The following is a 25840-nucleotide window of genomic DNA, read 5'->3' on the forward strand; positions in this document are numbered from 1 at the left end:
TCACAGGCTAAAGTTCTTCTTGTTCGCAGCGCGGAAACGCAGGGAAAAACAGCGGACAGCGGGGCTATAGCTCAGTTGGTAGAGCGCCTGCATGGCATGCAGGAGGTCAGGAGTTCAATTCTCCTTAGCTCCACAATCAGGATCCCGTCCCCACAGGGGGGCGGGATCTTCTTGTTCACGGCCGCGCAGCATCGTCATCTGTTCCTCGCTCTCCCGGTCGGCCGGGGTGTACGCGACGATCCGGCACTCCGGCAGCCCGTTGACGGAGAGCGACACCGACGTCATCCGGATCTCCGTGGTCGCCGCGGAGTGCCGGAAGGCCTTCACCCGGGGGCCGGGCGGAGCGACGTCCCCGCTGCGCCACAGCTGGGCGAAGTAGGGGCTTGCGGCGGAGAGGTCCGCGACGAACGTCTCCCAGGCGGGCTCGCCCGTATGGCGCCCGTAGCCACCCCGCAGGGTCGCCACCATGAGCGGCAGCTCCTGGGTGCGGTGGACGAGCGGGCAGTCGTCCTCGCGCACCGTGAAGAGCGCCCACAGCACGTTGCGTATCCCGGTGTCCATCATCTCGGGTACGCCGAAGAGGTCGCGGTAGGCGGGGTTGGTGGCCAGCACGTCGTACCGCGTGTTGTAGACGACCGCCGGGTGCGGGTCGAGCGCGTCGATGATGCCCTGTACCTCTTGGCCGACCTCGATCGTGTCGGACTGTCTGCCCGGTATGTACGCCACCTCGGCCAGGTGGTACAGGTGTTCGCGCTCCGGCGGGTCCAGTCGCAGGGTGCGCGCCACCGCGTCCAGGACCTGTGCGGAGGCGTTGATCGGGCGGCCCTGCTCCAGCCAGGTGTACCAGGTGACCCCCACCCCCGAGAGCTGGGCGACCTCCTCGCGACGCAGGCCCGGGGTGCGTCGCCGGAACCCCGGCGCCATGCCCACGTCGGCCGGTGTCACCCGGGCCCGGCGGCTGCGCAGGAAGTCGGCGAGCTCCGGCCGTCGGCCCGGTCGCTCGTGTGCTGGTCGATGTCGTGCCGTCACCGTCGTCACACCCCCATCGTCGGTGCACCGCCCCGGTGTTGCCAGGTGCTGCCAGTACCAGCATCAGCGGGCTCTCGTTACCCGTATGAGGCCGGGACCAGCCTGGAGTCATGACCACGACCTCCGAGGCGACTCCACGTTCCACAACCAGTAAAGACCCCACCACCGACAGACGCCCCGCACGGCTGCTCGCCCTGGTGCTGGCGGCCCAGTTCATGGCGCTGCTCGACATCTTCATCGTCAACGTCGCAGCTCCGACCATCCGTACCGAACTCGGCGCCTCAGGAGCCGGGTTGCAGCTTGTGGTGGCCGGGTACACCATCTCGTACGCCGTGCTGCTCATCACCGGCGCCAGGCTCGGCAGTGTCTTCGGGCACGGCCGCGCCCACCTGGTGGGCCTGGGCGTCTTCACCGTCGCCTCGCTCGCCTGCGGACTGGCGGCCGGAACCGGTCAGTTGATCACCTTCAGGGTGGTCCAGGGCGTCGGCGCGGCGGTGATGATCCCGCAGGTGCTCAGCCTGATCCAGCAGCACTTCAGCGGAGAGGCCAGGGTCCGCGCGCTGGGCGCCTACGCGGCGGTGCTGGCCACCGGGGCCGCCGCCGGGCAGGTGGTGGGCGGGGTGCTGGTCAGCGCCGATCTGTTCGGAACGGGCTGGCGGCCGGTCTTCCTGGTCAACGTGCCGATCGGACTCGTTCTGCTGGTGCTCGGCATCCGGGTGCTGCCGGGCGAGCCGCGCACCGGGCGGGCCAGAAAAGAGGCGCGGGCCCGCGGACTGGATCTGGCGGGGCTGCTGATGCTCGCCGCCGCGGTCAGCCTGTTCACCGTTCCGCTGGTGCTCGGACAGGAGTTGGACTGGCCGGCCTGGACCTGGATCTGCCTGGTCGCCTCCGTGGTGTTCCTCGCCGGATTCGCGGTGTACGAGACACGGCTGGCAGCGCGTGGCGGCACGCCCCTGATCGCGCTGGGCGTGCTCCGCATCCCCGGTATCGCGCGGGCCGCGCTGCGGATTCTCCTGGTGATGGCGGTCAACGCGGGCTTCCTCTTCGTGATGACGCTGCATGTGCAGGGCGGCCTCGGCTACTCGGCGCTGCGCAGCGGGCTGATGTTCGTGCCGACCGCGGTGGCCTTCGGCGCGGTCGGGCTGACCTGGCGGCGCTGGCCGGCCCGGCTCCAGGGCTTCCTGGTCCCGGCCGGGTTCGTGCTCGTGGCGGTCGGCTCGGCGGCTCTGGGGTTCCTGATGCGCCACGGCGGCGACGGCGGGGCCGGGCTGTACGTCGTCTTCGTGGTGATCGGTGTCGGGTTGGCGCTGGGCTTCAGTCCCACTCTTACGGGTGCCCTGTCGAACGTACGGACGGAGGATGCCGCGGATGCCAGCGGTGTGCTGGTGACCGTCACCCAGCTCGGTCAGCTGACCGGCGTCGCCGCGTTCGGCACGCTCTACCTCAACCGCCTTGCTGCGCCCGGGGCGCAGGGTTCGGGAGAGGCGTTGTGGGTATGCGCTCTCGCACTGTCGGCAGCCGCGGTCGTGGGTGTCCTGGCGGGTCTGGTGAGGCGTCGGCGGACAGTGGGATCTCAGCGGGGCTGACCCCCTTGCGGGGTCATGGCAGAATCGGACCGCCGGAGGGGGCGACGGACCGAACGGGAGGGAGTGCGCGATGCATGCGAGTCGCCACGAGGTCCCCGACCTGCCCGCTCCGCCCCCGGCCCCGCGAGCGGCCCGCCCCCTTACCTTGTGTACGAGCCGCGCCCTTCCCTCATCTTCGAGCCGCTCCCATCGCCCGTCTTCGAGCCGTCCCGTTCCCCCGTGTACGAGCCGTCCCGTTCCCCTGTGCACGGCCCCCGGCCGCCGGAGCTGATCCATGGGTGCACACAGGCGGAAATGCGACTGGTGCGGCAGCGGTACGCCCATCGTCAGGGACATGGACCCGGTCAACCCTGACTACCAGTACTGGTGCGAGGAATGCGCGCGGGCGCTTGTCATAAAGGGCGACCCCATCGAGACCTACCGGGAGCTGGAGGGGGAGCCGATCTACGGCCGTCTGCTGGAAGAGCACTGCACGCTCAAGCGCTTCTACTCCTTCGCCACCGCCTGACCCGGCCCCGCCGTCAGGGTGGAACCGGGCAGACCGGAAACGATTTGGTGGACGGCCGGGGGGACCGGTAATGTTCTCGATGTCGCCGCGGGAGACCGGGCGGCGAGGCACGGGGCTATAGCTCAGTTGGTAGAGCGCCTGCATGGCATGCAGGAGGTCAGGAGTTCAATTCTCCTTAGCTCCACAGTGAAGATCGAACAGCGGGTCATCCGAATCGGATGGCCCGCTGTTCGTGTAGCCGCACATCACATCAACCGCGGCCGCAGCCCAGCGCCTCCCGACCGGTGCCCGGTGCCCGGTGACAGAGCGGACGGCGCGGGGGACTGCCCGGACGTTCTGCCGCACGGTTCACGCCCGGCTCCGTCCACGGATCGGCGGTGCCCGGATGGCAGCCGGGCCTGTGCGGTACCCTGACGCCATGCGTGCCGTACGCCTTCTGCTTAGCGAGCCGCGCTGATCACTCCCGACCGGTGAGAATGCCTGGTCGGCATCGGCGCGGCGTCCCCTCCTGTGCGAGGGGATTTTTCGTTTCCGTAGACGCGTGTCCGTAGACGTGGGCGCCGGCAGATGACGATCGATGGAGCTTTGAGGATCATGAGCGAGACGAATTCCGCAGCCGACGTTGCTGCGCCGCACCGCTATACGGCAGCGATGGCCGCCGACATCGAGGCACGCTGGCAGGACTTCTGGGACGCGGAGGGCACCTACGAGGCACCCAACCCGACCGGCGACCTGGCGGACGATCCGGAGCTGGCCGCCAAGCCGAAGAAGTTCATCATGGACATGTTCCCGTACCCCTCGGGTGCGGGCCTGCACGTCGGTCACCCGCTGGGCTACATCGCCACCGATGTCTTCGCCCGCCACCAGCGGATGACCGGCCACAACGTCCTGCACACCCTGGGCTTCGACGCCTTCGGCCTGCCCGCGGAGCAGTACGCCGTACAGACCGGCACCCACCCGCGGCTGTCCACCGAGGCCAACATCGAGAACATGACGGCGCAGCTGCGCCGGCTGGGCCTGGGCCACGACAAGCGCCGTTCGTTCGCCACGATCGAGTCCGAGTACTACAAGTGGACCCAGTGGATCTTCCTGCAGATCTTCAACTCCTGGTACGACTCCGAGGCGGACCGCGCCCGGCCGATCGCCGAGCTGGTCGCCCAGTTCGAGAGCGGTGAGCGCCCGGTCCCGGACGGCCGGGACTGGAGTGCCCTGAGTGCGGCCGACCGCGCCGACGTGCTGAGCGGTTACCGCCTGGCCTACGCATCCGACGCACCGGTCAACTGGTCGCCCGGCCTGGGCACCGTCCTGGCCAACGAGGAGGTCACGGCCGACGGCCGCTCCGAGCGCGGCAACTTCCCCGTCTTCAAGGCCAAGCTGCGTCAGTGGAACATGCGCATCACCGCCTACGCCGACCGGCTGCTGAACGACCTGGACGGGCTGGACTGGCCCGAGGCCATCAAGCTGCAGCAGCGCAACTGGATCGGCCGCTCCGAGGGCGCCCGAGTCGACTTCCCGGTGGACGGCGCCGGCAGCATCACGGTCTTCACCACCCGGCAGGACACCCTGTTCGGCGCCACCTACATGGTGCTGGCACCCGAACACGAGCTGGTCGAGCGGATCATTCCGGCCGCCTGGCCCGAGGGCACCCACCCGGTCTGGACCGGCGGATACGCCTCCCCGGCCGAAGCCGTGACCGCGTACCGCAAGCAGGCCGCCGCCAAGTCCGACGTGGAGCGGCAGGCGGAGGCCAAGGACAAGACCGGCGTCTTCACCGGCGCGTACGCCACCAACCCGGTCAACGGCGAGCGGGTCCCCGTCTTCATCGCCGACTACGTCCTGATGGGCTACGGCACCGGCGCGATCATGGCCGTACCGGCGCACGACGCGCGCGACTTCGCCTTCGCGCGCGCCTTCGAGCTGCCGATGCGCTGTGTCGTCCAGCCGTCCGACGACCGCGGTACGGACGCCTCGACATGGGAGGACGCCTTCGGCTCGTACGACGCGAAGCTGGTGAACTCCGCGAACGACGAGATCTCGCTGGACGGCCTCGGCGTCGTGGACGCCAAGGCCCGGATCACCGACTGGCTGACGGCCCACGGCGTCGGCGAGGGCACCGTGAACTTCCGGCTGCGCGACTGGCTCTTCAGCCGCCAGCGCTACTGGGGCGAGCCCTTCCCGATCGTGTACGACGAGGAGGGCATCGCCCACCCGCTGCCCGAGTCGATGCTGCCCCTGGAGCTGCCGGAGGTCGACGACTACTCGCCGCGCACCTTCGACCCGGACGACGCCGACACCCAGCCCGAGACCCCGCTGTCGCGCAACGCCGACTGGGTCAACGTCACGCTGGACCTGGGCGACGGCGCCGGTCCGCGGAGTTACCGCCGCGAGACGAACACCATGCCCAACTGGGCCGGTTCCTGCTGGTACGAGCTGCGCTACCTGGACCCGAACAACAGCGAGAAGCTGGTCGATCCGGCGATCGAGCAGTACTGGATGGGCCCGCGCGAGGGACAGCCCACCGGTGGCGTCGACCTGTACGTGGGCGGCGCGGAGCACGCCGTACTGCACCTGCTGTACGCCCGCTTCTGGTCCAAGGTGCTGCACGACCTGGGCCACGTCTCCTCCTCGGAGCCGTTCCACAAGCTGTACAACCAGGGCATGATCCAGGCGTTCGTCTACCGGGACAGCCGCGGCATCGCGGTCCCGGCTGCCGAGGTCGAGGAGCGCGACGGGGCGTACTACCACCAGGGCGAGAAGGTCAGCCGTGTCCTGGGCAAGATGGGCAAGTCCCTGAAGAACGCCGTGACGCCCGACGAGATCTGCGGCGAGTACGGTGCGGACACCCTGCGCCTGTACGAGATGGCCATGGGCCCCCTGGACGTGTCGCGCCCCTGGGACACGCGCGCCGTCGTCGGCCAGTACCGGCTGCTGCAGCGGCTGTGGCGCAACATCGTCGACGAGGACAGCGGCGAGGTCACCGTCGTCGACACCGAGCCCGGCGAGGACACGCTGCGCGCGCTGCACAAGGCGATCGACGGCGTCGGCGGCGACATGGCGGGGATGCGCTTCAACACCGCCATCGCCAAGGTCACCGAGCTGAACAACCACCTGACCAAGGCGGGCGGCCCGCTGCCGCGCTCCGTCGCGGAGCCGCTGGTGCTGCTGGTGGCGCCGCTGGCGCCGCACATCGCCGAGGAGCTGTGGCGCCGGCTGGGCCACGCGGACTCGGTCGTGCACCAGGACTTCCCGGTGGCCGACCCGGCGTACGTCATCGACGAGACCGTGACCTGCGTCGTGCAGATCAAGGGCAAGGTCAGGGCGCGCCTGGAGATCTCCCCGTCGATCACCGACACGGAGCTGGAGGCCCTGGCGCTGGCCGACCCGGCCGTCGTCGCCGCGCTGGACGGGGCGGGCATCCGCAAGGTGATCGTCCGCGCACCGAAGCTGGTGAACATCGTTCCGGCCTAGCAGCCGGTTACGGCACTCGGGTGTGAGGGCTTTCCCCTACGGGCAGGTTGGGGGTTCCGATGGAACCCGCGACCTGCCCGGTCCGTTTACGGTGGAAGGGCCGGTGCATACGTGTCGGCGGCTGTCACACCACCCGAGGGGCGCTCATGGAAGCCGTGATCCTGATCCTGGGGCTGCTCGTCGTCGCGTTCATGGCCCTGGGCGTCTATGTGACCGTCAAGGTCGTAGGAGCCGCCAGGCGCGGCGTGGACCGCACGATCACGCAGGCGCGCCGCACCGTCGAGGACACCACGCTGCGGGCGAAGAGCTACGGACAGGTCGGCGTCGTCGGGGAGCTGGCGCAGTTGCGCCTGTCGCTGCGCACCTCGATGCGGGCGACGCAGGAGGCGCTGCGGACGGGCGCGACCGAGGACGCCTCGCTCTCCGAGTCGCTTGGCTTGTTCCAGCGGCTGAGCGTGCACGGCCGTGAGCTGGACGACGAACTGAAGAGGCTGGAGCGGGAGCCCGACAAGGTGACGCTCGCCTCGCTGCTGCCGGGTCTGAAGGAGCGCACCGGGCAGATCACGCGCTCCGCGGAGTCGCTGCGGTGGGCGGCGCGGGACCGGGCGCGGCAGTTCGCCGACGACGATCTGGCGGCGCTGAACGTGCAGATCGACGTGGAGGCCGGTGCACTGCGGCACTGGACGACGGAGGAGCCGGTGCCGGAGTCCGCCATGCCCGGCGAGACGGCCGAGCCCGGTCGAGGATCCGGTCGGGCTCCGGGGCAGGGGCCCGGTCAGGGGCCGGACGACGGGACGGCGCAGGCCATCACGGCGGCGGACCCGCGGAAGCAGACGGGCTATCCGTGGCAGAAGACGGCGCGCCCCGAGACCACGAACTGAGAGTCGCTCGTCGTCGTCGGTGGTGGTGCGTTGCGCGTCTGGCGTCGCCTCTCGCTCGGCGCTCGGCGCCCGGCGTTTGGCGTCCGGCGTTTGGCGTCCGGCGCTTGTCGCCCTTCGGTCCTCGCCCGTCGCTCGCCGCTCGGCGACGGGCCGGAGGCGTTGAGTGACCGGGCGTGGCAGGATGCGGCTCGTAGCGACCGGAACTGATCATTCGGCCGGGGTCGGACTGCCGAGCCGGCGCCCCGGAAGGTAACCTCCCGCTCATGTCCCGCCATGTCGCGATCGTCACCGATTCAACGGCCTACCTGCCGCCGCAGGCGATGGAACGGCATGGCATCACCGCAGTGCCGCTTACCGTCGTCCTCGGCGATCAGGCGCTGGAGGAGGGCACCGAGATCTCGGCCCGCTCCCTCGCTCTGGCCCTCCAGAAGCGCCGACCCGTGACGACCTCGCGGCCCAGCCCCGAGGTGTTCGCCGCCGCCTACCGCGCGGCCGCCGACGCCGGGGCGAGCGGAATCGTCTCGCTGCACCTGTCCGCGGAGTTCTCCGGCACGTACGACGCCGCGCTGCTCGCCGCGAAGGACGCGCCGGTGCCGGTGCGGGTGGTGGACACCGGGATGGTCGCCATGGCCCTCGGTTTCTGCGCCCTGACAGCGGCGGAGACCGTGGATGCGGGCGGCGGTCTGGACGACGCGGTGGCCGCCGCAGAGAAGCGCGCGGCGGCCACGTCCACGTACTTCTACGTCGACACCCTGGACTACCTGCGGCGCGGCGGCCGGATCGGTGCCGCACAGGCACTGCTCGGCTCGGCCCTTGCCGTGAAGCCGATCCTTCAGCTGGACGGCGGCCGCATCGAACTGCTGGAGAAGGTACGGACGGCCTCGAAGGCCATCGCCCGGCTTGAGGAGATCGTCGCCGATCGGGCCGGCAGCGGGCGGGTGGACATCGCGGTGCACCACCTGGCAGCGCCGGAACGGGCCGAGCGGCTGGCCGAGCGGTTGCGCGAGCGCGTCCCCGCTCTGGTCGATCTGCATGTCAGTGAAGTGGGTGCGGTGATCGGCGCGCACACCGGACCGGGGCTGCTGGGCGCCGTGATCTCGCCGCGCTGATATCACCGTCCGGAGTGGCTGAGATATCCACAACGGCCAGGTTTTCCACCGTAATCGGGCGTGGTCAGCGAGTTTCGGCGGAAGTGCCTAGCGTCGTGAGGCATGGCTTCCCGATCACATCGTGCAACCAGCGAATCCGGCGAACTCAGCGGACCCGGCGCAACCAGCGAACTCAGCCTGTCGGCAACCGGCGCAACCGATAGCACCGGCGCAACCGATACCGCTGGCGCTATCGATGCATCCGGCGCATCCGGCGCATCCGGCGCATCCGACGGCCCCAGGCGGCACATCGGCGGGACCGGCCGTCGCGCCTCCCTCTTCGGAGGGAGCGGCGGACCCGGTAGCGGGCCCGGCCGTGTTCCCGCCTCGGAGGGGCGCGCCCGGAGCGGAACGGGCACCGGACCCGGCCCCGGCCGACGGCGGCACGCGCCGGGCCGCGCCGCCGCAGCCGCGGCCTCGCGCAGCCGTGCCGATGCGCTGATGGCGGGCGGGTACGGCGGGCGGGTGGCCCGGCATGCGGTGGGGACGGCCCCCGGGCCGTCCACGGCGGTGGGCTCGGGGCCGGGGCCGGGGCCGGAGCGGGACCCGGAGCCGGGCCCGGGCGCCCCCGCCCCGGTATCGGTAACGGTGCAGCCGTCGGCACCGGCGTCAGGGACGACGGCCGCCGCTCCTGACGGGTGGTGGGCGCGAGCGGTTCCCGCGCTGCGGGAGAGGCTTCCGATGTGGGTGCAGCTCAGATGCGGTCTGGAGCCGAAAACCCTCGCCGCGCTCGCCGTTGTCCTGGTGGCGGCGGCGGTCTTCGCTGCGATGCACTTCTGGTCCGCACGCCCCGAAGGCGTCCGTGCGCCCGACCACGTCAGCGAGGCCGGGCACCCGACTGTGCAGCCGGCGGCCCCGGTTCCGGCGTCCGAGGGGGCCGGGGCGCTGCCCGAACCGTCCCCGGGGCCGCCGCCGGCCGCGGGTGGGCCGGGCGGGCGGATCGTGGTGGATGTGAGCGGGAAGGTGCGGCGGCCCGGTATCCACCGGCTCCCGTCCGGCGCCCGGGTCGCCGACGCTCTGGAGGCGGCGGGAGGAGCCCGGCCCGGCGTGGATCTCGACGGCCTCAACCGGGCCCGGGTGCTCGTGGACGGTGAACAGATCATGGTGGGCGCTCCGCCCGGCACGGCCGCCGCGGACGGCACGGAAGGCGGCGGTGCGGGCCCGGTGGTCACGGGCGGTGCCACCACCGGACCGGTGAGCCTCAACAGCGCTACCGTCGAACAGTTCGACACCCTGCCGGGGGTGGGCCCCGTCCTCGCCCAGCACATCGTCGACTACCGCACCCAGCACGGCGGTTTCCGGTCCGTCGACGAACTCCGCGAGGTCAGCGGGATCGGCGAGCGCCGGTTCGCCGACCTCCAGCCGCTGGTGCGGCCGTGAGCGCCGCGGACGTACACACCGCGTCGGGCCGACGGCTCGGCGTCTCCGACCCGCGGCAGGAGGGCCCGCTCGACCTGCGGCTGGTGCCCCCCGCTCTGGCAGCCTGGGCCGGGGCCGCGTCGGCCCTGGGGGCGCCGGGACGCTGGGCGGCGGTGGGGGCGGTGCTCTGTGCAGGGGCGGCGATGGTCCTGCTGGCCGTGCCTGGGTTCCCGCCGACGGGTATCACCCGCGCGGCCCGTGCCGCACGCACTGTCCATGCCGACGGTGCTGTACGTGTCCAAGGCTCCCGTGCCGCCGGCGCCACCCGACGTGCTGCCCGTGCCACCCGAGTCGCCAGTGCCCCACGACCGGTGCCGGTGCCAGTGCCAGTGCCAGTGCCAGTGCCAGTGCCGGTCGGCGTCGGCGTTGGCGTCGGCGTCGAGGGCGGCGCGGGTGGTGGGCGACGGAGACTGCACACCACGGCCGCCGCTGCGGCGCTGCTCTGTGCGGCGGCCGGGGTCGCGGCGGCCGGGCTGCAAAGCGCCGACGCACGGCAGGGGCCGGTGCCGGGGCTTGCCCGGCAGTTCGCGCGGATCGAGGCCGAGATCACCCTCACATCGGATGCCCGGCAGACCTTCCCCCGGGTGCGCGGCGACCACAGCACCCCCGTCTCCCTCCTCCTGGATGCCGAGATCACCCAGCTGGCAGGCCAGGACGGCACGGCCACCCGGCTGCGTACGCCGGTGCTGGTCATCGTCACGCCGGGCAGCACGGCCGCGCGGTGGCAGCAGCTGCTGCCCTCCACCCGGTTACGTGTCGGCGGCCGGCTGGCACCTCCCCTGCACGGCGCGGAGCGGGCCGTCGCCGTGCTCCGCCCCGACGGAAAGGGCCCGCCCCGCGTCACCGGCCCGCCCACGTTCCTCCAGCGCACGGCGGGCCGCCTGCGCGCCGGACTGCGCACGGCGACGGAGGGACTCGCTCCCGACGCGCGGGCGCTCCTGCCCGGACTGGTGGTCGGCGACACCACCCGGGTCACACCGGAACTGCACGACGCGTTCAGGGCGACCGACCTCACCCACCTGATGGCGGTCTCGGGTGCCAACCTGGCGATCCTGCTCGTCCTGCTGATCGGGCCACCGGGCAGCGCCCTGCGTGCCGAACGCCGTGGACTGGCGCCGCGGCTGGGGATCTCGCTGCGGATGACCGCCCTGCTCGGCGGTGCGCTCACACTCGCCTTCGTCATCGTCTGCAGGCCCGAGCCGAGTGTGCTGCGTGCCGCGGCCTGCGGCCTGATCACGCTGCTGGCCATCGGCACCGGCCGGCGCAGGACGCTGATTCCCGCGCTCGCCGCGGCCGTTCTGCTGTTGGTGCTCTACGACCCCTGGCTGGCGCGCAGTTACGGATTCGTCCTGTCGGTCCTGGCCACCGGAGCGCTCCTGACCATCGCCCCTCGGTGGAGCGACGCGCTGCGACGGCGCAGGGTGCCGTCGCGGCTCGCCGAGGCGCTGGCCGCCGCCGCGGCGGCGCAGGCGGTGTGCTCGCCCGTTGTGGTGCTGCTGGCCTCCCGGGTGAGCCTGGTCGCGGTCCCGTGCAATCTGCTGGCCGAGTTCGCGGTGGCGCCGGCCACGGTTCTCGGGTTCGCCGCGCTCGCCGTGGCCCCGGTGGCCATACCGGCGGCCGAACTGCTCTCCCGGGCGGCGGGGTGGCCGGCCGGATGGATCGCCTCCGTGGCCCGGACCGGGGCGGCGTTGCCCGGTGCGGAGATCGACTGGCCCGACGGCCGGACGGGGGCGCTGCTGCTGGCCGTGCTGACCGGGTCGGTGGTGCTGTTCGCCCGGCGGATCGGACGGCATCCCTGGGTCTGCTCGGCCGCGGCGCTGCTGCTGGTCCTCGCGGTGCTGCGCCCGGTGCCGCTGACCCGGGCACTGACCGGATGGCCGCCGCCCGGCTGGGCGTTCGCGATGTGTGACGTGGGCCAGGGCGATGCTCTGGTGCTCGCGGCGGGGCCGGGCTCGGGCGTGGTCGTCGACACCGGGCCCGATCCCCGGCCGGCCGACCGGTGCCTGCGCGACCTGGGGATCACCCGGGTTCCGTTGCTGCTGCTCACCCACTTCCACGCCGACCACGTCCGGGGCCTGCCCGGGGTGCTGCGGGGCAGGGCGGTGGGCGCGATCCAGACGACGAGCCTGGACGAACCGCCTGAACAGGCCGCGTTCGTGAGGCGGACGGCCGCGGCCGCCCGGGTCCCCGTGGTGCGGGCCGTACCCGGTGAACGGAGACGGATCGGCGCGCTCGACTGGCAGGTGCTGTGGCCGGTGGGCGGGGCGTCGGCGGGCCCGTCCGCCGGGCCCGTTCCGCGGGAGCCGAACGACGCCAGCGTCACCCTGTTCGTACGGGCCGGCGGACTGACCCTGCTACTGCCGGGTGACCTGGAACCTCCGTCCCAGCAGGCGCTGTTGCGGTACTACCCGAGCCTCCCCCGGGTGGATGTGCTCAAGGTCGCCCACCATGGCTCCGCGCATCAGGACGCCGCGCTGCTGCGCAGTGCGCATCCGAGGTTCGCCCTGGTGAGCGTGGGCCGGGACAACCCGTACGGCCATCCGGCCGCCCGCACGGTCGAGGCGCTCAGGGCCGGGGGAGCGGTGGTGCTCCGCACCGACAGGGACGGTGCGATCGCGATGACGGGGACCGGGGCGGGGCTGCGGGCGGTGGGCCGGTCGTGACCGTGCGATCGGCCGGGCCGCAGGGCACGGAGCCCGCCGTACCTCCGCCGACGGTCCTAGGACCACGGGCTCATGGCGGGATTGCGGTGGCCCGGGACAGACTGCCGGTATGGACCCGCAGCAGCCGCAGACCGTCGACTCCTACCTCGCACGCATCGGCGCCCCCAGGCCCGGCCGCCCCGACGCGGCGGCCCTGCGCGAGCTGCAACAGTGCCATCTCACCGCCGTGCCCTTCGAGAACCTCTCGATCCATCTCGGCGAGGACATCGTGCTGGAGGAGCGGGCGCTGCTCGACAAGATCGTGGCGCGCCGGCGCGGCGGATTCTGCTACGAACTCAACGGCGCCTTCGCCGCGTTGCTCCGGGAGCTGGGCTTCGGTGTCACGCTGCTCCAGGCACGGGTCCACGGTGCGGGCGGGGAACTCGGCATCCCCTACGACCACATGGCGCTCCGGGTGGCGACGGACGACGGCTCCGGCCCGTGGCTCGCCGACGTGGGCTTCGGCGACCATGCCCGGTATCCGCTCGCTCTCGACGACCGCGCGGACCAGGAGGACCCGCGCGGCACCTTCCTGGTCAGGCCGGCGCCCGCCGACGAGGCCGAGAGCGCCGAGAACCCATGGGCGACGGAGACCGCCGGGGGACCCGTCGGCGGCGGGGACGTCGAGGTGCTGCGTGACGGTGTGCCGCAGTTCCGGCTGGACCCGCGGCCGCGGGCGCTTGCGGACTTCAGGGTCGGTGCCTGGTACCACCGCACCTCACCCGACTCCGGCTTCACCCGGTCCACGGTCTGCTCGCGCTTCACCACCACCGGCCGGATCACGCTCAGCGGCCGGAAGCTCGTCACGACGGTGGGGAGCGAGCGCCACGAGACACCGCTGCGGAGCGACGACGAAGTGCTCGCCGCCTACCGCGACCACTTCGGAGTGCGGCTCGACCAAATTCCGGCCGTTCGCACGGAAGGTGCTTCTGCCCCGAATGAGTGACACGCACAAACGGAGTGATCAATTCGGACCATAGGTAACACCTCCACCCAAGCCCCTGCGAGGTGCTCTGTTTGCCTCGAACGCCGCAAGAGTGATCGAATGCATGCTCGTCGGTGGGCCGCTGCTCCGACAACGAAGTCCAGCCATCCGGCCCCAAGGTGAATGCGCCCCCGGGAGTACGTGAAAATGTTCCGCCGTTGGCTCGGAAACAAGGGAGCGACGGGTGCCGCGCGTGGCAGTGCCCTCGCCGGACTCGCGGTACCGGACTCCGCCGGTGTCCTCAGCTGCCGGGTGCTCGACCCGGTCAACGAGGCCGTTCGCCAGGCCGAGTTCGTCGTGAGTGACGCCTCGGGACGCAAGATCGTCAGCGGTGAGACGGACCCGTACGGCAATGTTCTCGCCACGGTCCCGGCGGGGGAGTACCGGCTGGCCGTCACGGCCGAGGGCTTCACCCCCTTCCACGGATCGGTCTCGGTCGGCGAGGGCGAGCACGCGGGCCTGGGTGATGTGCCCCTCCAGGTCTCAGCGCCCCCACAGCTGCCCGACCCGGGCGAGTGGGAGATCGAGCCGATGCACTCGCAGATCGGCTTCACGGCCCGGCACATCGGCATGGCCCGTATCCACGGCCGGTTCAACACCTTCGCGGGCGCGGTCCGGATAGCCGACCGCATGGAGAACTCGGCCATGCACGTGATCATCGACGCCTCGTCGATCGACACGAACGTCCAGATGCGTGACGACCACCTGCGCTCCGGTGACTTCCTCGACGTCGGCCGCTATCCCACGCTGGAGTTCTACAGCGACCGCTTCGTCCACCGGGGCGGCAGCCGCTGGGGGGTGAGCGGTGCGCTCACCCTGCACGGTGTGAGCCGTACGGTCACGTTGGACACCCACTACCTCGGCCTCGGCAACGGCCTCGAAGGCGAGACGCGGGCCGCCTGCCGAGCCACCACCGAGCTGCACCGCGAGGACTTCACCCTCACCTGGCAGACGATGCCGGCCCGCGGGATCGCCGCCGTCGGCTCCAGCATCACCATCGACATGGACATCCAGATCGTCCCGAAGGGCTGAGCCGGAGCGGCTTCAGGGGGCTTCCAGCCACCCCTCGTACTCCGCGGCGAAGGCGTCCAGCGCCGCGGGGTCCAGCTGTTGTTCCGGGTCCTCGACGACCACCAGCCACTGGGCGTCCTCGGCGTCGTCCTCGCCGGCCAGGGCGTCGCGCACGAGCTGCGGCTCCTCGGCGACCCCGAACCGGTCGGCCAGCTCGCCCGCCACCTCCTGCGCCGTGTCGCGGTCGGGCAGCACCAGCACATGTCTCACATCGCTCACCCGGTCATTCTCCGGTACGGGCCCCGGTGCCCGGACACTGGCCGGCCGGGTTGTCGGTGCCGCGTGGGATGCTGGACGGCGATGGCCACCAGAAGGAATTCCACCGACGACCCGCTCGCCCCGCTCACGCTCGCCGTGGGCCAGGAGGACCTGCTCCTGGACCGTGCCGTGCAGCAGGTGGTGGCGGCGGCCCGCGCCTCCGACGCCGACACGGACGTCCGTGACCTCACGTCCGACCAGCTCCAGCCGGGCACGCTCGCCGAGCTGACCAGCCCGTCACTGTTCGCCGAGCGCAAGGTGGTGATCGTGCGCGGTGCGCAGGATCTCTCCGCCGACACGGTCAAGGACGTGAAGAAGTACCTCGACGACCCGGTCGAGGAGATCACCCTCGTGCTGCTGCACGCGGGCGGTGCCAAGGGCAAGGGGCTGCTGGACGCGGCACGCAAGGCGGGGGCGCGGGAGGTGGCCTGCCCGAAGACCACCAAGCCGGCCGAGCGGCTGTCCTTCGTAAGGGGTGAGTTCCGGGCGCTGGGCCGCTCGGCGACCCCCGAGGCGTGTCAGTCGCTGGTCGACTCCATCGGCAGCGATCTGAGGGAGCTGGCGAGCGCGGTGTCGCAGCTCGTCGCGGATGTCGAGGGCACGATCGACGAAGCCGTCGTCGGGCGCTACTACACGGGCCGCGCGGAGGCGTCGAGCTTCACGGTCGCGGACCGGGCCGTGGAGGGGCGGGCGGCGGAGGCGCTGGAGGCGTTGCGCTGGTCGCTGTCGACCGGGGTGGCGGCCGTCCTGATCACCAGCGCGCTCGCGCAGGGGGTGCGGGCGATCGGCAAGCTGTCGTCGGCGCGCGGGGGCCGGCCGGCGGACCTCGCCCGTGAGCTGGGCATGCCGCCGTGGAAGATCGACCGGGTGCGTCAGCAGATGCGCGGGTGGACGCCGGCGGGTGTCGCCACCGCCCTGCAGGCAGTGGCCGCGGCGGACGCAGGGGTGAAGGGCGGCGGCGACGACCCCGCCTACGCCCTGGAGAAGGCGGTCGTCGCCGTCGCCCGGGCCGCCCGCCAGGGGCGCTGAGCGCGCAGGGTCCGGGCCCGGCCTGCCCGTCTCCGCGCAGCCGTTCCCGCCCTGTGCAGCCCGCCAGGGGCGGCGGGCCCGGCCTACCAGTCTCCGCACTCCGCAGAGCCGTCCCGCCCTACGCCGCCCACCAGGCCAGGGGCGCTGAACGCGCAGGGCCCCGGCCCAGCCCGGCCCGCCCCTCCCCGCAGAGCCCCCTCCCCGCAGAACCCCCTACGCCGCCCGCCGCCAGCTGACCGGGGGCTGGTAGGGGCGGCTGCGCCAGGCGGCGAGGGACTCCACCTCCGCGACACGCGGCGCGGGCGGCGGTTCCACGCCAAGGGAGAGCAGGACCACCGTCAGGGCGGCCAGCTCCGCCTCCGAGGGGGCGCCCCGCACCACGCGGAACAGGGGTGCGTCCGGCTCGTTCATCCTCGGGCTCCTCACTGCGGGGGGTTGCCGTGCTTGCGGGACGGCAGGTCGGCGTGTTTGGTGCTGAGCATGGCGAGCGCGGCGGACAGTACCGCCCTGGTCTCGGCCGGATCGATGACGTCGTCCACCAGGCCCCGCTCCGCCGCGTAGTACGGGTGCATCAGCTCCGACCTGTACGCGGCGATCTTCTCGGCCCGGACCGTCTCCGGGCTGTCCGAAGCCGCGATCTCCCGGCGGAAGATGACGTTCGCCGCCCCCTCCGCGCCCATCACCGCGATCTCGTTCGTGGGCCAGGCATAGGTGAGATCCGCGCCGATGGCCTGCGAGTCCATGACGATGTAGGCGCCTCCGTAGGCCTTCCTGAGGATCAGGGAGATCCGGGGCACCGTGGCGTTGCAGTAGGCGTACAGCAGCTTGGCGCCGTGCCGGATGATGCCGCCGTGCTCCTGGGAGACGCCGGGCAGGAAGCCGGGCACATCGACCATCGTCAGCAGCGGGATGTTGAACGCGTCGCAGAGCTGGACGAACCGGGCCGCCTTCTCCGACGCCTCGATGTCCAGCACCCCGGCCAGGAACTGCGGCTGGTTGGCCAGGATCCCCACCACCCGGCCACCGATCCGCGCCAGGGTGCAGATGATGTTGCGGGCCCAGGACTCGTGGATCTCCAGCAGATCGCCGTGGTCGACGATCTCCTCCAGAACCCTGCGCATGTCGTACGGGCGGTTGCCGTCCGATGGCACGAGGTCCAGCAGCACGTCATTGCGGCGGTCGGCCGGGTCGTCGGCCTGGACGACGGGGGCCACCTCCCGGTTGTTCGAGGGCAGCATGGAGATCAGGTAGCGGACCTCGGCCAGGCAGGTCTCCTCGTCGTCGTGGACGAAGTGGGCGACGCCCGAGACACCCGCGTGGACGTCCGCGCCGCCGAGGCCGTTCTGGGTGATCTCCTCGCCGGTGACCGCCTTCACGACGTCCGGTCCGGTGATGAACATCTGGGAGGTCTCGCGGACCATGAAGACGAAGTCGGTGAGCGCCGGGCTGTAGGCGGCGCCGCCCGCGCACGGGCCGAGCATCACGGAGATCTGCGGGATGACACCGGAGGCGCGGGTGTTGCGCTGGAAGATGCCGCCGTAGCCGGCGAGCGCGGAGACGCCCTCCTGGATACGGGCGCCGGCACCGTCGTTCAGCGAGACCAGCGGGGCACCGGCCGAGATGGCCATGTCCATGATCTTGTGGATCTTCGTGGCGTGAGCCTCGCCCAGCGCGCCGCCGAAGATCCGGAAGTCGTGCGCGTAGACGAAGACCGTCCGCCCGTCGACCGTGCCCCAGCCGGTGATGACACCGTCGGTGTACGGCTTCTTCGCCTCCAGCCCGAAGCCCGTCGCGCGGTGCCGCCGCAACTGCTCCACCTCGTGGAACGAGCCCGGGTCCAGCAGCAGGTCGATGCGCTCCCGTGCCGTCAGCTTGCCCTTGGCGTGCTGCGCCTCGGTCGCCCGGTCACTCGGTCCGCGCCGGGCCTGCTCGCGCAGTGCCAGCAGTTCAGCCACACGGCCATGGGTGTCGCTCTGCTCGCCCGGGGTTTCGTCCACAACGGTCATGTGTCGACCCTACGAACACCGGCAAGAAAATCCTGCCGTCGACTCCGTACAGTCTCCCGCCCGGTTTCCTGGTGGAGCCTGACAGAAGACGCGGAGCATGCAGGCGAAGTGCTAGCCCCGACCGGTCGCCGTTTGTGGGGACTCCACAAGCACTCGACGGAGGCTCACTGTGGCCTGCCGCACACCCCGGTCAGCCTGGGCGTGGTGCGGGGCTGGGCGTCCTGGACCTTCTGGATGTCCTTCAACCGGTCCAGTACCGGTTCGTCCGGGTGCGCGACCGTCAGCAGAACCGCCTCGTAGAAGGCGTCCCGCACCGCGGCCGGCATCACGTCGGAGGCGTCGAGGCAGAGCGGCACCCCCTGGCCGGCCAGCCGGCTGCTTATCCGCCTCTCGACCGCGCCCTTCTTGGCCGGGACCGCCGCGTTCGGTGAGAACACCCCGCCCTTGCGCCCCCAGTCCTCCTGGCCGTCCCTGGAGGCGAGCCGCCTGATCATGCCACGGGCCGCACCGCTGGTGCCGAACAGCGCGGCGAAGTCGGCGGACACCTCGTGGGCCTTCAAAGTGTAGGAGCCGCCGGGGAGCAGGGGCGCCGAGTCCATGAAGCCGGCCGCGTCCTTGCGGTCCCCGTAGAAGGCGCGGGCGAAGGAGCCCTGGTGCTCCAGGCCGCAGCCGCCGCCGAAGAGCAGCCCGTGCCCACCGACCGGGCCCCGGTGGTCCTCCATCAGCGCCCTGCCGGCGGCCTCCCGGTCCTGGGCCAGCAGCCCGGCCCAGGTGATCCAGGCGTTCATCACGCGCTCGTCGGTCCACTTCAGGTCGCCGGTCGCCCAGCGCTCGTAGAGCCCGGGGCCCGCGCCCTGGAGGATCAGGTCCTCGATCCAGTCGCTGCCGGGCCAGCCGGATGAGCCGTCGTCGCCCATCCCGATGCACCAGGAGTCCAGCGGTGCCGGAGCGCGGTCCGGGGCCAACCGCCCGCCGTCCTCGCGGTACCAGACGATCGACTTGAGGTCGGCCTTGAGCGGTACCCACAGCTCACCGTCGATCCCCTCCGCCCTGGGCTGCCACGGGTTCCCGTACTCCTTGGGCTCGTACAGCCCGCGGAGCGACTTCAGCCGCTTCTCGTCGGCGTACTCGACGAGTTCACCGACGCCCGGCAGGATCGCGATGTCGGGCGGGTTGCCCGCCTGGACCTCCGCGAGCAGCACCTCGCGGGTGGCCGCGGTCCCCTGGTATGTGTACGGGATCCCGAAGCCGTCCAGCACCTCCTTGAACTGCCGCTCCTGGTCGTCGGTCCACGGGCCGAGGATCGTCACCTTCGGCTCCTCGTCGCTGCCGCCGGGGGCCGACAGCCCGCAGCCCGCAGCGGTGAGGACCAGGACGAGGACGAGCAGCAGGGCGCGGGTTCGCCGGGTCATCCCGCCCTCCAGTAGTCGGCGTTGAGCCGCCGGCAGATGCCGACGGCCGGCAGCAGGACGATCAATACGCCGCCGCCCAGCACCCCGTAGTAGGTCCAGCTCTGCCAGCGCTGGGCGGCGAGACCGCCGCGCAGCACCGCGGAGTTGACGGTGACGTCCTGCTGGGACTCGGCCAGGTCCGCGCCGTCGTGGGCACGCTGCTCGATCAGGACCAGCCGGTCACGGGCGGCGTCCAGCCGCTCCTGGGTGACGCTGGTGGCCCACAGCGGCACGACCGCCAGGAAGACTGCGGCCAGCAGCGCCGGCAGCAGCCAGGGGTCGAGGCTGCGACCGCAGCGGCGGCGCAGCAGCCACAGCGCGGAGAGCGTGGTCAGGGCCAGGAGCAGCAGGCCCAGTTCGGCGAGCCCCCAGCCGGTCTGCTGGAGCGCGCCCATGGAACTGACCCGGTCGACGCGTTGCATCTGGTGGCCCTGGAGGACGTCCAGTCGCGGCACCACCCCGGTGCCCTTCCGGCTGAGGATGCGTTTGGCCTCGGCGAACTTCTGCCGCTGCATCCGGTCGTTGTCCACGTACTTGACGGCTCCGGCCGTCATCGAACTGCCGTAGGAGGTCAGTAGTCCGTTGACCGTCTCGAGTACGCCCCGGCCGCGTTCGCCGTCGATCTGTACGTCCGAGAGACGGGACAGGCCCTGGTCGGCTGCGGACAGCTGGTTCTCGTAGCGCGCACCGGCGCCGACCACGTCGTCGATGCCTCGGTGGACCGAGTCCTGTGCCTCGTGGTGGGCGCGGAGCAGCGCCAGCTGGGTGGCGGCGACCCCCTGGACGGCCGGTGCGCCGCGGGTGCGCATCTCGCCCGCGGAGTTCTGCACCTCACGGTAGGAGACGAGGAGCAGGGTCATCGAGACGAGTGCGGTCACCATCAGGACGAGCAGGTGCAGTTCCAGCAGCCGCCGGGTGCGGGACCCGCTCCGGCGGCGGGTCTGCGGGGAGCGTGTCCAGCGGGTCGGCCAGGGCATCACAGACTCCCCCCGCAGGCGATGCAGTAGCGGGCGCGGGGCCCGGCGAGGTGGCGGCACCGCGGGCATTTCACCGGCTTCCCGGTGGCGTGTTCGGGCAGTTCCAGCAGATGGCCGGAGGCGACGTCCAGCCGGCCCCTGCGCACCGTCCCCCGGTCCACGGACGGGCCGATGCGGACCAGGCCCCGGGGGCCGTCGAGGATCTCGGCCACCTCCCGGACGTTCTCCAGCACCCAGGTGGCGCCGATCTCGGTGGCCAGCCTGACCGCGAGGCCGAACTGCTGCTCCGCCTCGTCATGGCTCATCGGGTCGAGGGCCGCGTATCCGCGGGTGAGGGCGGTCCGCATCTGGGTGGCGGCGTTCACCGCCTGGAGGGTGCCGCCCCCGCCGTCCGCCGCCCCCGCCCCGATCGCGACCCCGGGCGGCAGCCAGCGGACCAGCAGGGCCGTGGTCGCGTCGCCCACGGAGACGGTGGCCAGTTGCAGCAGCGCGCCCAGCGGGTCGGTGCCGGCGTCGACGTGCAGGGTGAGGAGGTAGTCGCGGGCGCCCGGCTCCCACTGGTGGGTGGGGAAGTCGAACCGGTGGGGCTCCTGCGGCCGGCGCACCGCATCGAGGCTCTGCTGACGGGGGGCGGTCTCGGTCAGCGCCACCTCGCGCACCGCCGGGCGCGCGCTCACCGAGACGGGGAGTTCGGGGCTGCGGACCCGGCGCAGCCGCCGCAGGGCATCCGCGACGGCCGGGGCGAACCGTTCGGGAACCCGGGTGGCGGTCCCGTGCAGCCGCTCGACGACGGCGAGCAGCGGCACCGGGTCCCAGTCCCGGCCGACGGCGAGCACATCGGCCGTGAACTGCCCCGCACAGGAGGCCAGTTCGTTCAGCAGGGCGCTGTCGTCCGGGTTGTCGGCACGGTCCGCCGCGTCGTGGCTGCCGCCGTCGGTGATCATCAGCAGGTGCCGCACCGGAAGCGGGCGCTCGGCGAGCAGTTCGCGGGCTGCGGCGAGCCAGGCGGGGTATCCGGTGGGCGGCCGGTCGCGGGCGGCCGGGGCGACACGGCCCGCGCTGAAGGCGGCACGGCGCTTCTCCGCCGTGTCGGCCAGCGCCCACCGGCCGCGCAACGGATAGCAGGCGCTCGGCGCTCCGCTCGCGTCGGCGCCGCCCAGGACGGTGAAGGAGAGGCCCTCGGGCAGCGTGCGCAGGGCGGCGGCCAGCGCGGTGGCCGCGTCCTCCAGGCGCTCGGCGGCGACGTCCAGTGCGATGACGACGGCGAGTTCGACGGCAGGCACTTCGTCGCTGGGTCCCACGCCCGCGGCCTTGACCCGCAGATGGGCGTCGATCCGGGCGTCTCGGTGCGGCTGCTGATCGCGGCGTACGTCGACGGACACCTTCAGACGGACGGGCAGCCGGGGGCCGGGCGGCGGGTCGGTAACGCCCATGGGGCTGCCTCCAGTGGTCGGCGGTTACGTGCCGGGCTGCGGTCAGGAGCCGGGCTCGTGGTCACGGGCCGGGCTTGCGGATACGGGCGGGGTTTGCGGTTGCAGGCCCGGCTGGCGGATACGGGCCCGGCTCGCGGTCACGGGCCCGGCGGCCGTCAGAACCGGGTCTGCGGGCGGACCGCGTGGGAGAGGTCGATCAGCCGCTCGTACTCGGCCGGCGCCTGCCGCTGCCGGGCCAGCCAGCGGTAGCACTGCTCCAGCTCCACCCGCACGGCCCGCTCCCCGGGCCCCGCCGGGGGCGGCAGGCCCATCCGCAGCCATCCGCCGCGTGGCCGCGGGCGGCCGGCCGCCGCCAGCACCGCGTCGAGCTTCCATTCGTACAGCTCGGTCCGGAGCAGCCAGGCGGGTTCGTCGCCGGCGACCACCGCCGCGGCGGGGCCCGGGCGTGGGGCGAGCGCGGCGAGGCAGGCGTCGATCTCCGACTCCGGCGGGAGCGGCCGGTCCCCCGCCGCGAGCCGGGCCGCCCGGATGCGGAACGCGGCGATCCGGGCGACGGTGTGGTCGCGCGACTCGTCCGGCACCAGATCGAGCACCTCGATCGCAGCCGCACGGTCGCCGCGTGCCAGGGCGATCCTGGCCAGCCCCAGTGCGGCACCGACGTGCGAGGGGTTGCGGGCGTGCACGGCCCGGAAGAGTTCGTACGCGGCGAACCCGGCGCCCTGCGGACGGTTCACACCGAGCTGCTCCACGGTCTCCTGCCGGTCCTCGCCGAGCTGCTCCGCGCAGTACGCCAGCGCGAGCTTCGCCGCGTACTCGCCGGGCAGCGCCCGGTGCACGGCGGAGAACCGCTCCAGGGCCGCTTCGAGCAGCGGCTCCCGCTCGCCGTCGGCCGCCAGATCGGCGCCGCGCAGCGCGACGAGCCCCCGGTGCCAGCTGAGCCGCCATTCGCGGACCGGCCCCGGGCCCGGTATCGCGGCCGCCGCCTCGACCTGTTCCCGCGCCGCCGCGAGGGCGTCGCCGCCCTCCTGGCCGAGCAGCAGCCGGGCGTTGTGCAGACAGATCTCCACCGACGGCTCCCCGCGGGCCGGCTGGGCCAGCGGCTGCCCCGGGTCGTAGCTGCTGACCCCGAACCGGGCCGCCTGCGGGTCGCCGGGATAGGGCCGCGGCACCGGCAGCCTGCGGGCGATCTCGGTCGGGGTGGGCAGCCCCGCGTCCAGGGCGGGTGCCTGGGGTGTCTCCCGGCGGCTGTGCGGCGGGCGGCGCAGCCAGTGCGCGTAGTCGGGCACCGAACCCAGCCGGACGCCCAGCAGTTCGGTGGAGGGGGTGAAGTACTCCGAGGGTTCGGGCTGGTCGCGCTTGCCGCGCAGGGCCCGGATCTCGCGCAGCACACCACGCAGTTGCCCTGCCATGTCATCGGCGGAGCCGAACCTGCGCTCCGGGTCGTTCGCGGTGGCCCGCTCCACCACCAGCCGGAACGAGCTGATGCCGAGTCCCGGCACGTCGTCGCCGACCGCCCAGCCGGCCAGTTCGGCCAGGGTGACGCCGACCGTGTGGATGTCGTGGGCGACCGTGAGGGGCCGGCTGCCGTCCGTCTCGGGCGCCGCGAACCCCGGGGTGATCACGGGCCGGGGGTCGGTGCTCCCGGCCTTGCGTACCCCGCCGAGGTCGATGACCTTGATGCCGTCGCGGTGGTGGATGACGTTGGACGGCTTCATGTCCCCGTACAGGAAGCCCATGCCGTGCAGATGGGCGAGTGCCTCCAGGATCTGGCAGCCGTAGGTGATGACGTGCTCGATGTCGAGGACGAAGGCGCCCTGCCGGGTCGATTCGACGACGGCGGAGAGCGTCCGGTCGCCGACGTCCTCCATCACGATGTAGCCGCCGGACACGGTGCCGTCGGTGTTGCGGGTACTGACGAAGTCACGGATCTGGACGATGCGTTCGTGCCGGATCGCGACGAGGCTGCGGCGTTCCTCACCGGCCTGGACCGCGCCGCGCTCCGCGTAGCGGTTGAGGAGTCCCTTGACGGCGACGAGGTCTTCCAGATGGGTGTCCTCTGCCAGGTAGACCCAGCCCTGGCCGCCGTGCGCGATGGGGCCGCGGATGCGGTACTGGTCCTGGAGGGGCGGGCCGCCCCTCGTCAGCTCGGGGCGGTAGGAGTAGCGGGCTCCGCAGTGCGGGCAGTGGCCCTCGTCCGGCGGCGGGGCAGCGGTGTACGGCGGTACGAACGCGACGCCGCAGGCCTCGGCCGAGCACGTCATGACGATGCGGACGGGCTGTTCGGCGGCGCTGAGCCGGTCGGCCGGGGAGCCCGGCTCCAGCAGCGGCAGTTCGAGCAGTGCGGCGGGTCCGTACTCCTCGGGGGCGGTGGGCAGCGGCGGCAGCCCGGGTGCCGCCTCGTCACGGCCGCAGGTGTCGCAGTAGCCCGTGGAGTGGACGGCTCCGCCGCAGGGGGCCCCGGTGAAACGGCGGTGCGGGCACGGAATCCTCATGGGCGCCCTGCCGGGCCCGGACCGTTGCGCTGCCCCGGCAGATCAGCGGAGCCGGTGCCGTGCTGCCGCTCCAGGTCAGCCCGTAACTCGCGTAACAGCTGTTTCAGCGCCTCGAGTTGTCGCTGCGGGTCCGACAGTGCCCGCAGTGCGCGCAACTGGCGGTGGCGGGTGGCCGCGTCGATGGTGGGCCGGGGCACCAGCGATGCCGAGTCCACCATGTTCCGCAGTCCCGCCCACTCCTGCTCGATGCGCTCGACGCGGTGCACCAGTGCCCCGGCCCGCTCGTCGAGCGCGGGCACCAGCAGGTGCTGCGCCACCTCGGCCAGTCCGGCGCCGCTGCCGCTGCGGAAGACGACCAGCAGCCGGAACCCGAGGCTCCGTACACGGGCCAGCAGCGGCACCAGCCCGGCCGGGTCGGGGTCCTCGTCCAGGCCGACCACGGCGAGCACGGGGCCCGATCCGGCCGGCTGGCCGGCGCCCGAGCGGTCCGGTGCGGCGCCGCCCTCCAGCAGCCAGTCGCGGTAGGTGTTCAGCTGGTACCGCGGGGGCCTCAGCTGCGCGACCAGGGTCTCGACGAGTTCCTCGGGCCGGGTACGCCCGCCCTGGTAGACGAGGTGCGCCCGGTGGAGCTGGTGCTGGAGTGTGCGGTCGCGGCCGCCGCCTCGCGGGACGAGCGCGAACCGCACCGCGGGCTGGTCGCCGCCCGCGAACCAGCCGCTCAGCCGCCGGGACAGCCCGCCGTCCCAGCCGTCGGTCCCGCTCAGTTCGGCGACCAGCGGCACCAGTTCGGCGATGCGGTCGACCGGGATCATGTACGAGAACGCCAGATCGTTCTCGGTGGGCAGGGCCAGCTCCAGATCGCCGCGCCAGCTCACCACGAGTCCGACGACCCGCTCGGCGCCCGGCCCCTCGCCCCGTGTCTGCACGGCCGCCCCGCTGAAACCGGGGCGCACCACTTCGGCGTTGGTCCCGGCGTCCAGCTGTACCCATGCGCCGTGCAGTCCGCTGATCCGGCCGGCCAGCCACATGCCGTCGTCGAAGGCCTGGGAGTAGCCGCCGATCCACACCTCGCCGCCGCGCTCCAGCCCCCGGCCCAGCAGCGCGGGCGCCGCCTGCGGGCGGGGGCTGTCCAGGGCGAGTACGGCGATGTCCTCACGGTCGGTCCCGTCCAGGCCGGGCAGCCAGCCACCGGGCGCGACCCGGGCGCCGACCGCCGGGATCCCGGGGTTCTCGGCGAACTCCACCCACATCCTGGTGTCCGGTTCGCCGACGACGTGCGCGCAGGTCAGCATCCGGTCCTGGGTGAGCAGCACCCCGGCCCCGCACACGGGTTCCCCGGCACCGCCGCGGCGTAACCGGAGCCGCCAGTCCGCTCTCAACTCCCCCATGGCTCCTGA

19 protein-coding genes and 2 tRNA genes are annotated in these 25840 nt (G+C 72.5%); 12 read left to right on the forward strand and 9 right to left on the reverse strand.

Annotated features, from left to right (window positions below; genetic code table 11):
* The first annotated feature begins 60 nt into the window (after positions 1 to 60).
* Positions 61 to 133, forward strand: a tRNA-Ala gene (locus tag ACFVJX_RS09225).
* Here the strand turns inward: ACFVJX_RS09225 and ACFVJX_RS09230 are convergent.
* The gene (locus ACFVJX_RS09230) at positions 115 to 945 is read right to left on the reverse strand and encodes a helix-turn-helix transcriptional regulator (RefSeq protein ID WP_384128094.1); all 831 of its coding nucleotides are present in this window, start codon (positions 943 to 945) and stop codon (positions 115 to 117) included. The genes ACFVJX_RS09225 and ACFVJX_RS09230 overlap by 19 nt on opposite strands.
* 194 nt (positions 946 to 1139) lie before the next feature.
* Here ACFVJX_RS09230 and ACFVJX_RS09235 point away from each other — a divergent pair, with 194 nt between their 5' ends.
* The 10 genes from ACFVJX_RS09235 to ACFVJX_RS09280 all read left to right on the forward strand — a co-directional run bounded on the left by ACFVJX_RS09235 (position 1140) and on the right by ACFVJX_RS09280 (position 14758).
* Positions 1140 to 2615 carry an MFS transporter gene (locus ACFVJX_RS09235; RefSeq protein ID WP_384128019.1) on the forward strand — a complete coding sequence of 492 codons (1476 nt, stop codon included), beginning with the start codon at positions 1140 to 1142 and terminating at the stop codon, positions 2613 to 2615.
* A gap of 274 nt (positions 2616 to 2889) precedes the next feature.
* Positions 2890 to 3123, forward strand: coding sequence for a hypothetical protein (locus tag ACFVJX_RS09240; RefSeq protein WP_024494568.1), 234 nt, complete (start codon positions 2890 to 2892; stop codon positions 3121 to 3123).
* 111 nt (positions 3124 to 3234) lie between these two features.
* Positions 3235 to 3307, forward strand: a tRNA-Ala gene (locus ACFVJX_RS09245).
* 410 nt (positions 3308 to 3717) lie between these two features.
* Entirely contained in the window at positions 3718 to 6591 is a 2874-nt protein-coding gene (leuS, locus tag ACFVJX_RS09250; RefSeq protein ID WP_384128021.1) for a leucine--tRNA ligase, read from the forward strand.
* 146 nt (positions 6592 to 6737) lie between these two features.
* Positions 6738 to 7472 carry a hypothetical protein gene (locus tag ACFVJX_RS09255; RefSeq protein ID WP_384128023.1) on the forward strand — a complete coding sequence of 245 codons (735 nt, stop codon included), beginning with the start codon at positions 6738 to 6740 and terminating at the stop codon, positions 7470 to 7472.
* A gap of 263 nt (positions 7473 to 7735) precedes the next feature.
* The gene (locus tag ACFVJX_RS09260; protein WP_384128025.1) at positions 7736 to 8581 is read left to right on the forward strand and encodes a DegV family protein; all 846 of its coding nucleotides are present in this window, start codon (positions 7736 to 7738) and stop codon (positions 8579 to 8581) included.
* Between the two features lie 720 nt (positions 8582 to 9301).
* Positions 9302 to 10000 (forward strand): helix-hairpin-helix domain-containing protein, encoded by a 699-nt coding sequence (locus ACFVJX_RS09265; protein ID WP_384128027.1) that lies wholly within the window; start codon positions 9302 to 9304, stop codon positions 9998 to 10000.
* Positions 9997 to 12702, forward strand: coding sequence for a ComEC/Rec2 family competence protein (locus tag ACFVJX_RS09270; RefSeq protein ID WP_384128029.1), 2706 nt, complete (start codon positions 9997 to 9999; stop codon positions 12700 to 12702). The genes ACFVJX_RS09265 and ACFVJX_RS09270 overlap by 4 nt, the downstream gene beginning before the upstream one ends.
* Before the next feature lie 109 nt (positions 12703 to 12811).
* The gene (locus tag ACFVJX_RS09275) at positions 12812 to 13687 is read left to right on the forward strand and encodes an arylamine N-acetyltransferase (RefSeq protein ID WP_384128031.1); all 876 of its coding nucleotides are present in this window, start codon (positions 12812 to 12814) and stop codon (positions 13685 to 13687) included.
* Positions 13688 to 13873: 186 nt separating this feature from the next.
* On the forward strand, positions 13874 to 14758 hold the full coding sequence (locus tag ACFVJX_RS09280; protein ID WP_384128033.1) for a YceI family protein: 885 nt from the start codon (positions 13874 to 13876) through the stop codon (positions 14756 to 14758).
* Positions 14759 to 14770: 12 nt separating this feature from the next.
* Here the strand turns inward: ACFVJX_RS09280 and ACFVJX_RS09285 are convergent, their stop codons facing one another.
* Entirely contained in the window at positions 14771 to 15016 is a 246-nt protein-coding gene (locus ACFVJX_RS09285) for a hypothetical protein (protein ID WP_384128035.1), read from the reverse strand.
* 81 nt (positions 15017 to 15097) lie between these two features.
* Between ACFVJX_RS09285 and holA the strand changes: the two genes are divergently transcribed.
* Positions 15098 to 16084, forward strand: coding sequence for a DNA polymerase III subunit delta (holA, locus tag ACFVJX_RS09290; protein WP_384128037.1), 987 nt, complete (start codon positions 15098 to 15100; stop codon positions 16082 to 16084).
* A gap of 213 nt (positions 16085 to 16297) precedes the next feature.
* Here the strand turns inward: holA and ACFVJX_RS09295 are convergent, their stop codons facing one another.
* The 7 genes from ACFVJX_RS09295 to ACFVJX_RS09325 form a co-directional block, all read right to left on the reverse strand.
* Positions 16298 to 16495 (reverse strand): acyl-CoA carboxylase subunit epsilon, encoded by a 198-nt coding sequence (locus ACFVJX_RS09295; RefSeq protein ID WP_384128039.1) that lies wholly within the window; start codon positions 16493 to 16495, stop codon positions 16298 to 16300.
* 11 nt (positions 16496 to 16506) lie between these two features.
* Positions 16507 to 18090 (reverse strand): acyl-CoA carboxylase subunit beta, encoded by a 1584-nt coding sequence (locus tag ACFVJX_RS09300; protein ID WP_385744207.1) that lies wholly within the window; start codon positions 18088 to 18090, stop codon positions 16507 to 16509.
* 164 nt (positions 18091 to 18254) lie between these two features.
* Positions 18255 to 19502, reverse strand: coding sequence for a carbohydrate ABC transporter substrate-binding protein (locus tag ACFVJX_RS09305; RefSeq protein ID WP_384134115.1), 1248 nt, complete (start codon positions 19500 to 19502; stop codon positions 18255 to 18257).
* Positions 19499 to 20518, reverse strand: coding sequence for a hypothetical protein (locus ACFVJX_RS09310; protein WP_384134113.1), 1020 nt, complete (start codon positions 20516 to 20518; stop codon positions 19499 to 19501). The genes ACFVJX_RS09305 and ACFVJX_RS09310 overlap by 4 nt, the downstream gene beginning before the upstream one ends.
* On the reverse strand, positions 20518 to 21951 hold the full coding sequence (locus ACFVJX_RS09315) for a hypothetical protein (protein ID WP_384134110.1): 1434 nt from the start codon (positions 21949 to 21951) through the stop codon (positions 20518 to 20520). The genes ACFVJX_RS09310 and ACFVJX_RS09315 overlap by 1 nt, the downstream gene beginning before the upstream one ends.
* Positions 21952 to 22106: 155 nt before the next feature.
* Entirely contained in the window at positions 22107 to 24443 is a 2337-nt protein-coding gene (locus ACFVJX_RS09320) for a tetratricopeptide repeat protein (protein WP_384134107.1), read from the reverse strand.
* Positions 24440 to 25831: a trypsin-like peptidase domain-containing protein gene (locus ACFVJX_RS09325; protein WP_384134105.1), complete on the reverse strand. Its 1392-nt coding sequence runs from the start codon at positions 25829 to 25831 to the stop codon at positions 24440 to 24442. The genes ACFVJX_RS09320 and ACFVJX_RS09325 overlap by 4 nt, the downstream gene beginning before the upstream one ends.
* Positions 25832 to 25840: the final 9 nt, after the last annotated feature.

Origin of the sequence: Streptomyces sp. NPDC127177, assembly GCF_042672475.1 — a bacterium.
In the GTDB taxonomy this organism is placed as follows: Bacteria; Actinomycetota; Actinomycetes; order Streptomycetales; family Streptomycetaceae; genus Streptomyces.

Coding starts and splice junctions, on each gene's coding strand:
- ACFVJX_RS09235 (WP_384128019.1), top strand. CDS start 1,140: ATGACCACGACCTCCGAGGCGACTCCACGTTCCACAACCAGTAAAGAC.
- ACFVJX_RS09240 (WP_024494568.1), top strand. CDS start 2,890: ATGGGTGCACACAGGCGGAAATGCGACTGGTGCGGCAGCGGTACGCCC.
- leuS (WP_384128021.1), top strand. CDS start 3,718: ATGAGCGAGACGAATTCCGCAGCCGACGTTGCTGCGCCGCACCGCTAT.
- ACFVJX_RS09255 (WP_384128023.1), top strand. CDS start 6,738: ATGGAAGCCGTGATCCTGATCCTGGGGCTGCTCGTCGTCGCGTTCATG.
- ACFVJX_RS09260 (WP_384128025.1), top strand. CDS start 7,736: ATGTCCCGCCATGTCGCGATCGTCACCGATTCAACGGCCTACCTGCCG.
- ACFVJX_RS09265 (WP_384128027.1), top strand. CDS start 9,302: ATGTGGGTGCAGCTCAGATGCGGTCTGGAGCCGAAAACCCTCGCCGCG.
- ACFVJX_RS09275 (WP_384128031.1), top strand. CDS start 12,812: ATGGACCCGCAGCAGCCGCAGACCGTCGACTCCTACCTCGCACGCATC.
- ACFVJX_RS09280 (WP_384128033.1), top strand. CDS start 13,874: ATGTTCCGCCGTTGGCTCGGAAACAAGGGAGCGACGGGTGCCGCGCGT.
- holA (WP_384128037.1), top strand. CDS start 15,098: ATGGCCACCAGAAGGAATTCCACCGACGACCCGCTCGCCCCGCTCACG.
- ACFVJX_RS09295 (WP_384128039.1), bottom strand. CDS start 16,495: ATGAACGAGCCGGACGCACCCCTGTTCCGCGTGGTGCGGGGCGCCCCC.
- ACFVJX_RS09300 (WP_385744207.1), bottom strand. CDS start 18,090: ATGACCGTTGTGGACGAAACCCCGGGCGAGCAGAGCGACACCCATGGC.
- ACFVJX_RS09305 (WP_384134115.1), bottom strand. CDS start 19,502: ATGACCCGGCGAACCCGCGCCCTGCTGCTCGTCCTCGTCCTGGTCCTC.
- ACFVJX_RS09310 (WP_384134113.1), bottom strand. CDS start 20,518: ATGCCCTGGCCGACCCGCTGGACACGCTCCCCGCAGACCCGCCGCCGG.
- ACFVJX_RS09315 (WP_384134110.1), bottom strand. CDS start 21,951: ATGGGCGTTACCGACCCGCCGCCCGGCCCCCGGCTGCCCGTCCGTCTG.
- ACFVJX_RS09320 (WP_384134107.1), bottom strand. CDS start 24,443: ATGAGGATTCCGTGCCCGCACCGCCGTTTCACCGGGGCCCCCTGCGGC.
- ACFVJX_RS09325 (WP_384134105.1), bottom strand. CDS start 25,831: ATGGGGGAGTTGAGAGCGGACTGGCGGCTCCGGTTACGCCGCGGCGGT.